Below are 13231 nucleotides of genomic sequence, written 5' to 3'. Positions count from 1 at the left end.
CACCCCTCGTTCTCCTAGCCGGCCGCCCCCCGGCCACCGGGATTGCCGATGTTGTGGATGGCACCGATGTACTGGGCCTGAACCACGGTGCCCTGCTCCCCTCCAGAGACCGTGTTGGAGCCATCGACGTGCACACTGCCGCGCGCGGGCAGACAACCCGCGAGGCGACGCCCGAACTCGCGATCCCGCTCGGCCCGGACCATCAACGCGTCCGCGAGCCGCTGCGCCCGGGCACGATTCCCCGGATCCGCCTCGAACGCCTCCAGCTCGGGCAGGCCGGTAGCGTCCTGCCCGGCAGCATCCTCGGCAGGTCGGCGCCGGACCAGCGCGACAAGCGACTGCCAGGCACTCCGGCCCGCTGCCCCCGCGGCCCCGCCCGCCAGCATCATGAGAAGTTCAGCGGTGAGCTGCTCCATCGGCCCCTCCCCTGAGTCGCCCCGTGGACCTCGAGAGTAGGACAGAACCCGGGCGGGCGGAATGCAGCCGCCGTTCCCCGCTCACCACCACTGATCGCGGTGCTCGGCCCCATCGACACCGACCGGCGACCGCACCACCCCGCCCAAACGAACCGCCGCACGGCACCCGACCTGACGCGCTTCCTTCGCCCGCAGGTCACAACAACGCTGTGCAGGGTGGCGGCGAAGGCGATGGTGTCGCAGAGTCCGCTCACGCATCGCTCACGCATCTGGACCGGCCCAGCCCCACACCCCGCCCACGCCGATGTCAGCGTGGCCCCTGTCCGGGCGTGACCGCCGATTTGAGTGGCGCCACCGGTTGGCAAGGGTGTGGGCTGTACGCCATGGAACCGACATGGGGTATCGAGGGATGGCAACCGCACTGGCACCGCAGCGCGTCCGACCTCGCAGAGCACGAGGGCGCGCGACTCCGGCAGTTGGTCGGCCGGACGGTCACCCGGGCCTGGGGCGTGTGGATTGTCGAGGAGGACGAGTGGTTCGCCGACCTACCCGTCCTGCTGGAGATCGGCGGACAGCGGGTCGCGGTGTGCGTGAACCGCCTGGAGGACCTGTCGGTCACCTGGGACGACCCGATCGACACCACCGCCGGCCCGACCTGGTGGAACGACTGGACCCTGCAGTGGCGCGATGACGCCCACCCGGCCCTGCGGGACGTGGTCGGACGGACGGTGGACGCAGTGGGGCTCACCGAGTACGGCGTCCGCCCGACCGACCTGTCCTACCGCAAGGTCTCGCCGGCCTGGGTCCTCACCGGCCTCGCCCTGGCCTTGGGCGGCACCGGGCTGTGGATCCACAACGCCCTCGACGAGAACGGCCTCGCCACCGGCCTGCCGCCCGACGACCACGAACACCGCACCACCTGGCTCGACTTGGCACCCTGATGACGTGCCGGTGAGCCTCGCGCCACCGGCCCGTCAGTAGTGTCCGTAAACCACGCGCCAACGCGGCCCCAGGCGCTGCCCGAGCTCCCGAACGAATCCGTCCCGGGAGTCGGGTTCGCCACGATCACACCCACGACGAGCAGCCACTCCCGTACCGCTGCGGCACGCTCACGGGCCTCAGTAGGCGTGATCGAGATCTCGACCAGCGTCACCTCGTGATCACTCATGCCGCCGGAACGTACCCGCGACCTCCGACAAGCCCCTCACGGCCGCCGCTGGGCTTCGGTGTGACTTTGGGGTGTAGATGCGCTGGCACAGCCCCGTGACCGACCCCAGCGTCGACTGATGGCTCCTACGCCTCGCGTTAACCGGCATCATCCAAGCCAAGTGGACCGAGCAAAAATCCTGGACGAAGTCGACCGAGCGTTGATCGAGCGGGGCATCTCACCGGAGAAGAACGCCGAACGGCGACGCCGCATGAACAATGCCGTCCGAGACTGCCTCGTCACCAACTACGAGCCGCTCATCGAGGGGCTCAAACTGCCCGACCCCGACGACCGGCACGTCCTCACCGCCGCCATCAAGGCCGGCGCTCAGGTCATCGTCACGAACAACCTCAAAGACTTCCCACCTGACTACCTCGCCGAATGGGACATCGAGCGAAAGTCCCCCGACGACTTCGTCATGGACCTGATCGACATGGACGGGCGCGTCGTGTACTCGTGTGCCCGCGAGATTGCGGACAGCCGCCGCAACCCGCCCGTCACCTTCGACGAAGTCCTGCTGCAATTGGAACGCTCAGGACTGATCGAGTCTTCGACCGCTCTTCGCGCCGACCCACTGCCGCACGCCTGATCAGGTGCTGCGCACCGCCCTCTCGGCGACGGACAAGCAGGGCGCCTCCTGACAGCATGTCAACCATCCCGCTCACGCACGCGCTCCCGAAACGCAACAGCACCCCGCCAAAAGCACCAGCCGGGGTGCTGCGTTGCAGGTCAGAAAGGGTGTGACCCCGTCCTTCCAAGTGGGCCGCCAGGGGCTCGAACCCTGAACCTACGGATTAAAAGATCAACGCCGGTCGTGCTCCGGCGGGACGGTGCGGGTTGCCTCCTGCCGTCTCTGCAGCGTATCGGTGCACTTGGTGACGGTCCGTCCTCCGTCTGATGGTCTCTGCCACGCAGTCCGCTCACGCATCGCTCACGCAGGGGCATCCTCGGCAACACAGCCTCATGAGGCCGAAGCCCTCAATAGAGACCACCATCACGCAGGCTCTAACCCGTCCGGTCAGGGCCTGCCAGCCATGGGGATTTGCCCTTCGCCGCCAGATGGCTTCCAGTCGTGCGGACGCTTCTCCGGGCCCCACCCTACGAGCCTCGTCGACTCGACACTGGCCCACCTCAGTACCCAAGCGCAAACGAACGACCCCAGAGGCGCAGCCGCCATCCGGCGTGTCATTGGACACGAGCGTGTCGACACTAGTACGGTCGACATGTGTCCGAAGTCCCCGCCAGATACCTGCTCGTCGTGTCCGACCGCGAGGCGCTCGGCTGGATCCTCGACTCGCAGCGTGCAGCCTTCCCGCCTAGTCGCCGAAAGGCGCCTTCGACTCTAAAGGTCAACGACCAGCTCGTCATTTACACGACCCGAGGGTGCTTCCGAAATCCGACCCGCGATCGGGGACGGCTGGTCGCCATGGCCCGGGTTCGATCAGGCGAAGCTGTCCTCGACCCTCCGGTCCAGTTTAGAGAGCGGTCCTTCGCACGCGGCTGCGACTTGGAGATCACCTCGCTAGCACCACTGGACGGCGGACCAGTGCTCGCAGATCTTGTCCCCCGCCTGAGGACCTTCCCGGCCTCCTGGGCGACGCACATCAGGCGAACCCTGGTTCCGCTCGATGACCATGATTTCGGCGAGCTGGTCAACGCCATCGACGCAGTAGCGGTTCCCCGGCAGGCTGCGCTTCAGCCGTACCTGGACCGCGCACGCCCCGCCCTCGCTAGGTCGAAGTAGCAGTTACCGCAGATCACTGGATTGGACAGTCCGTCGGCATGCAGAACGAAAAGATGAGCCCCATGACTCAAATTGACGATCTGTCCTCACTCGTAAGTGTGGCCCTCGCTTTGGGTGCCGAGCAGGTTCCCGGATGGTCCGACGAGGAGAAGGAGCTTGCCAACAAGGCCACGTTTGGCGGCGCCGATCTGGTGGCAATCACGGATCTCATCCGGGCGGGTCTTGATCCACTGGGCGATGCTTTCTGCTTGATCCGCGACGCTGAGAGCCGTCGACCCATGGGGCAGACCTATACCCCTGCGCCCATTGTCAGCAGCATGATCAAGTGGACGGCCGCGAAGGGCACTCCCACACGGGTGATCGACCCTGGAGTTGGTTCAGGACGTTACCTTCTGGCCGCGGGGCGCGAATGGCCGAAGGCCTTCCTTTTTGGTGCAGATATCGATCCGATCGCAACTCTGATGGCACGTGCGAATCTGGCCGTCAACAACATGGCGTCGCGAGCCCGAATCGAGCTCGTTGACTATCGGAAGCTTGAGCTGACGCCGCATGATGGCATAACCGCCTTCATCGGCAATCCCCCCTATGTCAGGCACCATCAGATCGACGCCGAGTGGAAGAAGTGGCTTACTCGCCAGGCGTCCGATTTCAAGCTCCCCGCGAGTCAGCTGGCGGGCCTCCACGTCCATTTCTTCCTGGCTACTGCCAAGCACGCGGTGCCCGGTGACATCGGTGCCTTCATCACTTCTGCCGAATGGCTGGATGTGAACTATGGGCGCCTCGTGCGAGACCTCCTTCTCAACCAGCTGGGCGGGGAAGCAGTCCACATGATCGATCCGACGGCCTCACCCTTCGCCGACGCAACTACGACTGGTGCAGTCTCATGCTTCACCGTGGGTTCCTCAGTTGAGTCGATGCGCCTGCGGCCCGTGAAGTCCGTGGAGGACCTCGGCAGCCTTGAGGGCGGACGTGTAGTCAGCCGGGAACGCCTCCAGGAGGCCGCCCGCTGGAGCCCCCTCGTCCGCGTAACCCCGAAGCTCGACGCGGGACTGGTCGAGCTCGGCGAGCTTTGCCGTGTTCACCGCGGCCAAGTTACCGGGGCAAACGCGGTGTGGGTGGCCGACCCAGCCGCAGTGAAGCTGCCGGGTGAGGTGCTTTATCCATCGATCACCAAGGCCAGGGAGCTCTTCGCTGCTGGCGAGTCCTTGAACGACCTGTCTTCACTGCGAGTCGTGATCGACCTGCCTAGCGACCTCGACGAGCTGGATACAGCATCACGCCGCAAAGTGGAACGCTTCCTCCGTATCGCCAAGAGCCAAGGCGCCGATGAGACGTATATTGCGAAAGCCCGAAAGGCATGGTGGAGCGTCGGGCTCCGCGCCCCAGCCCCGATCCTTGCGACCTACATGGCGCGCCGGCCGCCAGCCTTCGTCCGCAACGACGCAGGAGCACGCCACATCAACATCGCCCACGGCCTCTACCCCCGTGATGAACTCACGACGGCGGCCCTCGATGGCCTGGCCCGTTATCTTCGGACCTCAGTGACGCTGGGCCAGGGTCGGACCTATGCTGGCGGCCTGACTAAGTTTGAGCCGCGTGAGATGGAGCGGCTCCCTGTGCCGCACCCGGAGGTCTTGCTCCACCATGCCGCAGCAGATGCCGCCCACCTGGGGCCCGAGCGAACTTGAGCACGAACGCCAGGCTTCGATCGAGATCTTCAGGTATGAGCGAACGGGCGAGCCACTAGAACAGTATCTGTCGCAATTCGAGGTTTCTAAGGCTGCGATCGACACCATCCTGGAAATGACCGTCGATCTTGAAACGATCGAGGAATCAGCGGCAGATGTCCTAGGGGATGCCGATCTGAAAGATGTTGCCCGGTATCTAGCATCTCCGCCCATCAGTGACGACGATCTCCGCATCCTGGCGGATACAACTACCGCCCCCTCGAAGGTGAGGAAGGATCCGGAAGCCGCTAAGCAGCTGATGCAGATCATTCTCCTCGGATTGGATCGTGAGCGATTTCCGTGGATCGGCGAGGGGCGGCAAGCCAGTGAAGCCGAGCGTAATACGGCATCAGTTTCGACGGCCGCGATGCATGCATTTCGATGGATGGAGACCTGGCGCAGAAACAACGGGAAGAATACGCAGGAGTCGGCGGTAAAATCCTTCCTTTCCGATGAGTGTGGATTCACGGAAGTTCCCACTCGGCCGATTCCTAATATCAATCTGGCCCCCAAGCCCGGAGAGTTCTGCGGCGAGACCCTGGTGGGATCACGCAAGGCGGATATTGCTGTACGCCTCCTCGATGGCCGACTTATGCCCATAGAGTGCAAGGTCTCAAACAGCGGAACGAACAGCTACAAGCGCATCAACAACGATGCTGCTGTGAAGGCTACGGGGTGGACCAGCGAGTTCGGCTCGGTCAACGTCGTCCCTGCGGCAATGCTTTCTGGCGTTTTTTCCCTGAAGAACCTCGAATACGCTCAAGATAAGGGATTGTACTTGTTCTGGGCCCACGAAATGAGCCCGCTCAAAGCGTTTCTAGAGCAGGCCAAGTAATGAGCCAGATCGAACATCGGGGTCCCCGCCAGAATGGCGGCCGCAGGTATTACAGGAGGCATGGTGGGCTCGACCCGCTGTCCTCAGCTTCCCTGGCCGCGATGATCACTGCAAGTAGGCAGGAGATAGGCACGTAGGCCAAACCTCGCGCCTTGGTCCGCCCACCCCGCTACTCTTATTTGGGTGACGGAAGCGACTGGCAATATCCTGAGCGGCTCACGTTATGGCGAGGTCGAGCGAGACTTGCCTATGCTCGCCGAGTCCTTTGGACTTGGCGAGATTCGAGAGTGCCACTTCCTGTCGACCGGCCTGATGAACGGCAACTGGCGGCTGGAAACGACTCAGGGCGCGTTCGCGTTGAAGCGGATCATGGACGTGCCGCTGCCCCTCGCCCGCCGGAACCTGGCAGTCCTGGCCGAGTTGGCTGACGTCGACGTCCCGGTTGAACGACCGCTGGTTTCCGCCACTGGAGAGACGGTGGCGGAAATCGCGGGACGCGGGTACTCGCTGGTCCCGTGGACGGAGGACAGCCATCAACCAGGAACAGCACTCGCCCTGGACCAGGTGACGGACCTCGGATTCCTGCTTGGCCAGATCCACCAGAACCTGAACGACGTGCGGACCGCTCGCCTGCTGCCCCCGGTCCGCAGCATGTGACCGTCCAGGTGACGACGCCGGCTGCGGCACGCGCTGAGGCGGACCGTTTCCTGGCGCTGATCGCCGCTCTGGAGAGTCCGACGGCCTTCGACGTTGCAGCAGCAGAGGCGCTGAGCGAGCGCAAAGTGCTTCTGGACAAGTTCGGCAGTGAGCGACCCGGCACGGAGGTGGCGCTCGACCCCGTGGGCTGGACCCACGGCGACGTGCAGCACCGCAACGTACTGTGGCGCGACGGCAAGATCGCTGGGGTGATCGACTGGGACCGCATCCGCGTGCGCCCGTTCGGTGAGGAGGTCGCCCGCACCGCCACGGTGCAGTTCGGCGGTGAGGACGGCTTCCTCGACCTGGAGCGGACAGCCGCGTTCGTGGCCGGCTACCGCTCGATGGTGCCGATCCCGGTGCCGGCCCTGGCGGACGCGGTGGAGCGGCTGTGGTGGAAGGCATGTCGGACTACTGGCAGCTGGTCTTCCACTACGACCGCGACGATCACTCCTGCGACCACCTCTTCCTGCCCGCCGAGCGGTTCCTGGCCTGGTGGACCGAGTGGCGCGAGGCGGTGCAGGAGGCGTTCGCGGCTATGCCGTGACCAGCGTGCGGATCAGCACGGTGGCGAGGGCCTCGGCCACCTGCTCCATGTAGTCCGGCGCGGGGAGCTGCGGCACCTTCAGCACGACCATCTGCCGCAACGCCCGGTAGTAGTTGGGCAGTTCGTCCTGGGTCGGCGGCCGGTAGGGCTCTGGGCCAGGTGCGGCCAGAAGCGGGCAGCCAGTTCGGGATTCTGGAAGAGCGGGGCCTGCGTCCAGTCCTCGTACAGGAAGCGAACGGGGACGCCGGCGGCCTTGAACCGGCGGCCGAGTTCCGCCGAGTCCGGCACGCGGACTCCGATCGTCAGCGGTCGGTCGGGCTGCGGTCACGCCGCCCTTGACCCCGCCTGCGGGCGAGGCCCTCAGGTGATCATTCCCCGATCGTGAAGACGCACCGCGTCGGGGGAGAAGCCGGCTCCCAGTAGCTCCTCCTGATGCTTGCGCCGGTGCACGATGAGGATCTTTCCTCTGTGAGCTTCGGGACCATCGCTGGCGTACAGCCCCGGCTCATGAACGCTCACGTAGGTGACCGCATCATCTCCGTCGTGCTGCTGCCGCTGCCTGACGTACGCCTGAACCGCTCTGTTGTTCATGCTCTGAGTGATCGCGAGGGCTTCGTCCTCGGCCGGGCCGAGCTTCCGGCGGTACTCGTTGGTCAACTCGCGGGTGGATTCGTGCCTCTGAGGCAGTACTGACTGCTTGGGTCGTCACCGCCCGACAGGATCCGTGTCTGGAGCGAACTCATCAGCATCGAGTCCGCCAAGCAGATCCTTGGGCGTGAACAACCACCGCTCCGCACGAAGGGCCAGGCAAGCGTGCGATGTGGGCCGCGACCATCACGCCGGTAACCACATCGGCCGTGAACTCCTCCAGCGAGGTATGCCCTGCCGTCGGCTGCCACCAGACGTGGCCAGGGCAACCGACCTTCTGCAGATACACGGTGCACTGGCCGTAGTGGACGTGCCGCGAGTCAAAGACAGGGGTTGTTGATGCCGGCGGCGACCGAAACGGGCAGGCCGTCCCGTACACCAGCCACCGAGGGCAGGTCCGCTAGCAGCACGTAGGGGGCTTTGTTCTCCCAGTCCGGTCGGGCCGTGTCGGTGACCCACACCACGAGGTCGATTCCGCTGCTCAGAGCGCTTTTCGTTCTATGCGCGATCTCGACTCCGGGCAGGGGTGACAGCTGGAGTTCGAACGCGACCGTCAGGCCGTCGCCCGAGAGGATCAGGACATCGGGACGGCCAGCACCGTATCCACGGCATTCCGGAACGGCGTGAAAGCCGTACTGGCCCGCGATCTGAACCATGCGGTCCTTCAGCGCCTTACGGAGGGCTGACTCGACGGTGAATGCACACGCGGCTCCGGCTCCCTTGGCGTGGACGAAGTTGCGGGCCGTGATCATGGAGCCCCCGCTCCCGTCCGCCCAGTCGCGACGCCTGTACTGCCGAGCCCATATCGGCCGACCGCAGTCGGTGCCAGGGCAGCTCACCGCAGCTTCCTTGCTTCGGTAGATCTGCTCCCACAGACCTGGCTCCTCCGGCTGGCCGAGATCGTCCTCAACGGCATAAAGGAGGCCGACGCGAGGGTGGTGTGCCACGAATGCCATACGGGAAGTGTGATGCGCGCCACTGACAATTGATTGAATACGAACGACTGTTCCTGCTCGTCACCATCGCCTCGGCACACGCCTTACCTGGAGACTTCACCAGTCATCGCGCGGTGGCGGCGACGGACAGAGAAGAGAATGTGGGTGCCTCCGTCACGGGCACCCAGGCTGGCGCAGGCCTCGGCCTCATAGGCGAGGAACCGCTCCCAGAGCTGCGGGCGGCTCTCAACGTGCGCCAGGACCGTCGGGTCTTCGAGGCTCGCCCAGTTGCTCGCCGATCCAGCGGCGATCTCGCCGCCGCAGTTGGCGACAAGGGTGGCGAGCTGTTCCCAGGTGAACATGTGGCAGACGTGGGCCATGCCCGGGACGTGGCGGAGATCGCCCGTGCGGATGACGGCGTCGGTGACGTCGGTGCCGTAGCGGATGGCGAGTTGGGTGGCGCCGGGGAAGCGGGCCCGCCAACTACCCCACAGGGACATCACCGAGGCGACCACGACGCCGTCGGGCTTCACGATGCGGAGAAGGCCAGCCAGGGCCTGGTGCTCCTGGTCGAACGCGTACGAAAGTGGGCCGCCGTAAGCGAGGACCAGGTCGAACGACGCGTCGGAGAAGCGGCTGGTGTCGCGGATGTCGAGAGTGTGACGGGCTTCGACAGCGTATTCGTGGTCGGCGGCGGTGACGTTGAGCTCGTTCAGGTGAAGTTGGACGGGCGAGATGTCGGTGACGACGACGCGAGCACCGTGTTGGGCGAGCACCGTCGTGAAGCGGCCGGGGCCGGCTCCGATCTCCAGGACTCGCTGATTCTTCGTCAGATATTGGGCCAGGAAGCGGCGGTGGACCTCGAAGGACACCCGGCCCGCGACGTCCTTGGTGAGTCGGTCGTGTTCTTCCTCGCCGAGGTCGTCGTAGTAGCGGCGGATGGCGTCGACAGACCGATCGCTGCTGGGCGTCTCGTCCGGTGTGTCGGCCATCTGCCTCCTTTCGTGCCGTCTAGGTCTCGTGGCTCCGCGCTCCGGCCTCTGACCTGGGCTTCTCAAAACAGCGCGATTCGGGCAGCACTCCGCCACTAGACTGCGGTCCCCGTCGTGATGCCGGCGAGAGCGCCGCCGCGACACTCCGCAGTTTCACCGAGAGGACGGTCTCCGGTCCGATGCGCTGGTCCCAGCTGTACGTGCCCACTCTCCGGGAAGACCCGGCGGACGCGGATGCGGTGAGCCACCGCCTGCTGGTGAGAGGAGGGTTCGTCCGGCAGCTGATGGCCGGCCACTACTCCCTGCTGCCGCTGGCGGTGCGCGTCCGCGCCAAGATCGTGGAGATCATCCGCGAGGAGATGACCGCGATCGGTGCGCAGGAATTCATCCTGCCCGCCCTGCACCCGGCGGAGATCTGGCAGCGCAGTGGGCGCTGGGAGGTGATGGGCGAGGAGATGTTCCGGCTCAAGGACCGCAAGGGTGCGGACCTGGCACTGGGCATGACGCACGAGGAAATCTTCACCGTCCTGTCGCAGGAGCTGAAGTCGTACCGGGACCTGCCGCAGATGTGGTTCCAGTTCCAGACCAAGTTCCGCGACGAGGCCCGCCCGAAGAGCGGTCTGCTGCGGGTGCGCGAGTTCACGATGAAGGACTCGTACAGCTTCGACGTGGAGGCCGACGGTCTCGACCGCTCCTTCGACCTGCACAAGGCCGCCTACGAGCGGATCTTCGCCCGCCTCGGGCTGCCGGCGATCCCGGTGCAGGCGTCCAGCGGCAGCATGGGTGGCAGCGCGTCGGTGGAGTTCATGAGCCCGTCGAACGCCGGCGAGGACCTGGTTGTCCGCTGCCCCGGCTGCGACTACGCCGCGAACACCGAGAAAGCGACCTCCGCACTGCCCGCCGTGGTGGACGGCCCGGGCCTGGACGCCCCCGAGCGGTTCGACACCCCAAACGCGCGCACCATCGAGGAACTGTCCGTCCAGCACGGCGTCCCGGCCGAGCGGCAGATCAAGACGCTCGTGTACGTGGTTGACGACCGGCTGACCCTGATCCTGGTCCGCGGCGACCACGCCCTGGTCGAGCAGAAGCTCATCGACACCCTCGCCGCCAAGGCGGTGCGGCCCGCGACCGCCGAGGAGATCCAGGCGGCCCTCGGTGCTTCCCCCGGCAGCCTGGGCGCGGTCGGCGTCACCGAGCTGCCCGTCCTCGCGGACGAGGCCCTGCGCGGCCGTACCGACATGACCACCGGCGCCAACGCCAACGGTGTCCACCTGCGCGGTGTGTCGGTCGAGCGGGACATCGCGGTGCAGCAGTGGGCGGACCTGCGCGAGGTGTCCGCCGGCGAGCCCTGCCCGCAGTGCGGCACTCCGCTGGAGGTGGTGGTCACGATCGAGGTGGGCCACATCTTCAAGCTCGGCCGCAAATACACCGAGACCCTCGGGGTGACCGTGCTCGGGCGGGACGGCGAGCGCGTCACACCGATCATGGGCAGCTATGGCATCGGCGTGGAGCGCGCGTTGGCGTCCATCGTCGAGACGCACCACGACGACAAGGGCATCATCTGGCCTGTCGCGGTCGCCCCGTTCGAGGTGGCCGTCGTCATGCTCGGCACCAGCGACGAGAAGGTGACCGAGGCCGCCGAAACCCTCTACCGGCAGCTGCAGGGCGAGCGGGTCGACGTGCTGCTCGACGACCGCGACGAGCGGCCCGGTGTGAAGTTCCGCGACGTCGAGCTGATCGGCATCCCGTACCGGATCACGGTCGGTGCCCGCGGCCTGGCCGACGGCACGGTCGAGGTCACCACCCGGGCCACCGGCGAGACCCAGTCCGTGCCGGTGGCCCAGGCGGTGGAGCACGTCCGCAAGCTGCTGACCGCCGCTGTGTGACGTGCCGGCTCGTCAGCCGGACACCCGGTGGAACACCTCGGTGAGAAGCGTTTCCGGGTAGCAGCGGAAGATCTTCGCGACGCTGCGCGCCTGGGTCTCGTAGTGGCCCATGGCGCGCAGCTTCGCTTCCAGCGCGTCGCCTACTGGCATCCGCAGGGTCGCCGGCAGCCGCGTCGCCTCGACCTGGCCGGGATCGAGGAAACCGGGCCTGGCCGGCTCGGCGTATGGGGTCGTGCTGGTCACCAGGAGCACGTCCGGGCCGGCGGCGTAGCGGTCGAGCGCGGCCAGGGCGATCCGATGTGCGGCTCGGTGGTCCGGGTGGCCGTTCATTCCGTTGGGCGGGAACGCCACCACGCGTGCGGGCTTCCAACGGCGCAGTGCTTCCAGAACGAGGGTTGTCCCGGTGGCCTCGTGGTCGGCGAGGCCACCGTCAGGCAGGTCGTGCACCTCGGCGCGGGTGACTCCGAGCGCCTCGGTGGCGCGGCACAGTTCCTGTTCGCGGACGGCGGGCAGTTCCTCCATGGTGCACATGCCGAGGGTTCGGCCCGCGCCTCCGCGGGTCAGGGTGACGGTGACCGTCGTCCCGCCGCGAAGGGCGGTGCGGTGGAGTAGCCCGCCGCAGTGCAGGGTCTCGTCGTCGGGATGGGCCATGACGACGAGCAGGTTGGCGATCGTCATGCCGGGACCTCCGTGCCAGCGTTCTCCAGTGCGGCCAGGCGGTCGAGGATGTCGGCGTCGCTGACGTTGCCGATCAGGTGCCGGCGGTCGTTGGCGTCCTCGCTGTGCCAGGAGGCGGCCTGCGACTGCTCCGGTGTCCAGACGAGGCCGGCGGAGTCGATCAGCAGGTAGCGGTGCTTGCGGCCGCCCGCACTCTTGGCGCAGACCGCGACGTGCGCGGGTGCGGTGTCGTACGCGACGTCAATGGCGTGTTGGAAGTCGTCTTCGCTGATGAGGTAGCGGTCGCGGTTCCGGTGCCCCAGGGGCCCGATCGGCATGAACTGGAAGAGCTGCCACTGCCTGATGCCGGCGAAGCCGCCGAGGAGATCGGCGATCGCCGCGATGTCGTCGGCGTTGCCGGAGTGGACGACGGTGTTGATGCAGATCCGGGCGCCAACCTCGTCCAGGAGAGACAGGACCGCCAACTGGGAGGCGACGGTCGCGTGTCGGCGGAATTGCTGCTGGACGGCGTCGGTGCTGCCGTCGAGCGGGATGCCGATCATGTCGCTCACCGCGGCCACCTCGTCGGCCGGGACCCGTTCGACGGTGCCCGTGCCCATGAAGCGGATCTGGGCCGTGCCGAGGAAGGCGGTGCCGACGGTGTCCAGGTGGATTCGCAGGCCCAGGTCGTTGAGGCCCGTGAGGAGCGGGACGATGTCGCGCCGGGTGAGCGGGTCACCGCCGCCGACGGTGATCTTCCTGATCCCGAACCGGTCGCGTAGACCGGCCGCGAACTTGAGCACCTGGGATGTCTCGGTGATCGTGCGGCCGAAGTAGTTGTAGCAGCCCGGGCAGGCCACGAAGCAGCTCTTGCCCGCGCTGAGGATGACACTGCGCATGGTGCCTCACTGGAGGTAGTGGGGGCGGGAGTTGAGCCGTGC

The 13231-nt window shown here is 66.4% G+C and carries 13 protein-coding genes and 1 pseudogene; 8 read left to right on the top strand and 6 right to left on the bottom strand.

What is annotated here, in order from left to right:
* Positions 1-14: 14 nt before the first annotated feature.
* Complete coding sequence (locus ACZ6R9_RS05575) at positions 15-416, bottom strand: hypothetical protein (RefSeq protein WP_465536682.1); 402 nt, start codon at positions 414-416, stop codon at positions 15-17.
* A 383-nt stretch (positions 417-799) separates the two neighbouring features.
* Between ACZ6R9_RS05575 and ACZ6R9_RS05570 the strand changes: the two genes are divergently transcribed.
* The 7 genes and pseudogenes from ACZ6R9_RS05570 to ACZ6R9_RS05540 all read left to right on the top strand — a co-directional run bounded on the left by ACZ6R9_RS05570 (position 800) and on the right by ACZ6R9_RS05540 (position 7172).
* Complete coding sequence (locus ACZ6R9_RS05570; protein WP_465536681.1) at positions 800-1357, top strand: hypothetical protein; 558 nt, start codon at positions 800-802, stop codon at positions 1355-1357.
* Between the two features lie 387 nt (positions 1358-1744).
* Positions 1745-2212: a VapC50 family PIN domain-containing toxin gene (locus ACZ6R9_RS05565; protein WP_465536679.1), complete on the top strand. Its 468-nt coding sequence runs from the start codon at positions 1745-1747 to the stop codon at positions 2210-2212.
* Between the two features lie 1193 nt (positions 2213-3405).
* Entirely contained in the window at positions 3406-5055 is a 1650-nt protein-coding gene (locus ACZ6R9_RS05560) for an Eco57I restriction-modification methylase domain-containing protein (protein ID WP_465536677.1), read from the top strand.
* Complete coding sequence (locus tag ACZ6R9_RS05555; RefSeq protein ID WP_380479895.1) at positions 5012-5929, top strand: XamI family restriction endonuclease; 918 nt, start codon at positions 5012-5014, stop codon at positions 5927-5929. Before ACZ6R9_RS05560 ends, ACZ6R9_RS05555 begins: the two co-directional genes overlap by 44 nt.
* Before the next feature lie 183 nt (positions 5930-6112).
* Complete coding sequence (locus ACZ6R9_RS05550; RefSeq protein WP_465536674.1) at positions 6113-6586, top strand: phosphotransferase; 474 nt, start codon at positions 6113-6115, stop codon at positions 6584-6586.
* Positions 6583-6912 (top strand): annotated as a pseudogene (locus tag ACZ6R9_RS05545) (phosphotransferase); the annotation flags it as partial. The gene ACZ6R9_RS05550 and the pseudogene ACZ6R9_RS05545, both read left to right, overlap by 4 nt.
* A gap of 107 nt (positions 6913-7019) precedes the next feature.
* Positions 7020-7172 carry a hypothetical protein gene (locus tag ACZ6R9_RS05540; protein ID WP_380480420.1) on the top strand — a complete coding sequence of 51 codons (153 nt, stop codon included), beginning with the start codon at positions 7020-7022 and terminating at the stop codon, positions 7170-7172.
* Positions 7173-7532: 360 nt separating this feature from the next.
* Here ACZ6R9_RS05540 and ACZ6R9_RS05535 read toward each other — a convergent pair whose 3' ends face one another.
* From ACZ6R9_RS05535 to ACZ6R9_RS05525, 3 genes are all read right to left on the bottom strand, one after another.
* A complete protein-coding gene (locus ACZ6R9_RS05535) occupies positions 7533-7829 on the bottom strand; it encodes a hypothetical protein (RefSeq protein ID WP_465536673.1) in 297 nt (98 codons plus the stop codon).
* Positions 7830-8140: 311 nt separating this feature from the next.
* The gene (locus ACZ6R9_RS05530; RefSeq protein WP_465536671.1) at positions 8141-8572 is read right to left on the bottom strand and encodes a hypothetical protein; all 432 of its coding nucleotides are present in this window, start codon (positions 8570-8572) and stop codon (positions 8141-8143) included.
* Between the two features lie 287 nt (positions 8573-8859).
* On the bottom strand, positions 8860-9747 hold the full coding sequence (locus tag ACZ6R9_RS05525; RefSeq protein ID WP_465536669.1) for a class I SAM-dependent methyltransferase: 888 nt from the start codon (positions 9745-9747) through the stop codon (positions 8860-8862).
* 179 nt (positions 9748-9926) lie between these two features.
* On the opposite strand from ACZ6R9_RS05525, the gene ACZ6R9_RS05520 reads away from it, so the two are divergent.
* Entirely contained in the window at positions 9927-11633 is a 1707-nt protein-coding gene (locus ACZ6R9_RS05520) for a proline--tRNA ligase (protein ID WP_465536667.1), read from the top strand.
* A gap of 12 nt (positions 11634-11645) precedes the next feature.
* Here ACZ6R9_RS05520 and ACZ6R9_RS05515 read toward each other — a convergent pair whose 3' ends face one another.
* Both ACZ6R9_RS05515 and ACZ6R9_RS05510 read right to left on the bottom strand, forming a co-directional pair.
* A complete protein-coding gene (locus tag ACZ6R9_RS05515; protein WP_465536665.1) occupies positions 11646-12311 on the bottom strand; it encodes a PIG-L deacetylase family protein in 666 nt (221 codons plus the stop codon).
* Complete coding sequence (locus ACZ6R9_RS05510; protein WP_465536663.1) at positions 12308-13189, bottom strand: radical SAM protein; 882 nt, start codon at positions 13187-13189, stop codon at positions 12308-12310. The genes ACZ6R9_RS05515 and ACZ6R9_RS05510 overlap by 4 nt, the downstream gene beginning before the upstream one ends.
* Positions 13190-13231: the final 42 nt, after the last annotated feature.

The sequence above is a fragment of the Kitasatospora sp. NPDC048662 genome (assembly GCF_055587065.1).
This window is presented reverse-complemented; position numbering and strand designations above follow the sequence as displayed.

What these genes read in the sequence shown, in the direction of transcription:
- ACZ6R9_RS05575 (WP_465536682.1), bottom strand. Translation starts at nt 416, where the DNA reads ATGGAGCAGCTCACCGCTGAACTTCTCATGATGCTGGCGGGCGGGGCC.
- ACZ6R9_RS05570 (WP_465536681.1), top strand. Translation starts at nt 800, where the DNA reads ATGGAACCGACATGGGGTATCGAGGGATGGCAACCGCACTGGCACCGC.
- ACZ6R9_RS05560 (WP_465536677.1), top strand. Translation starts at nt 3,406, where the DNA reads ATGCAGAACGAAAAGATGAGCCCCATGACTCAAATTGACGATCTGTCC.
- ACZ6R9_RS05555 (WP_380479895.1), top strand. Translation starts at nt 5,012, where the DNA reads ATGCCGCAGCAGATGCCGCCCACCTGGGGCCCGAGCGAACTTGAGCAC.
- ACZ6R9_RS05530 (WP_465536671.1), bottom strand. Translation starts at nt 8,572, where the DNA reads ATGATCACGGCCCGCAACTTCGTCCACGCCAAGGGAGCCGGAGCCGCG.
- ACZ6R9_RS05525 (WP_465536669.1), bottom strand. Translation starts at nt 9,747, where the DNA reads ATGGCCGACACACCGGACGAGACGCCCAGCAGCGATCGGTCTGTCGAC.
- ACZ6R9_RS05520 (WP_465536667.1), top strand. Translation starts at nt 9,927, where the DNA reads ATGCGCTGGTCCCAGCTGTACGTGCCCACTCTCCGGGAAGACCCGGCG.
- ACZ6R9_RS05515 (WP_465536665.1), bottom strand. Translation starts at nt 12,311, where the DNA reads ATGACGATCGCCAACCTGCTCGTCGTCATGGCCCATCCCGACGACGAG.
- ACZ6R9_RS05510 (WP_465536663.1), bottom strand. Translation starts at nt 13,189, where the DNA reads ATGCGCAGTGTCATCCTCAGCGCGGGCAAGAGCTGCTTCGTGGCCTGC.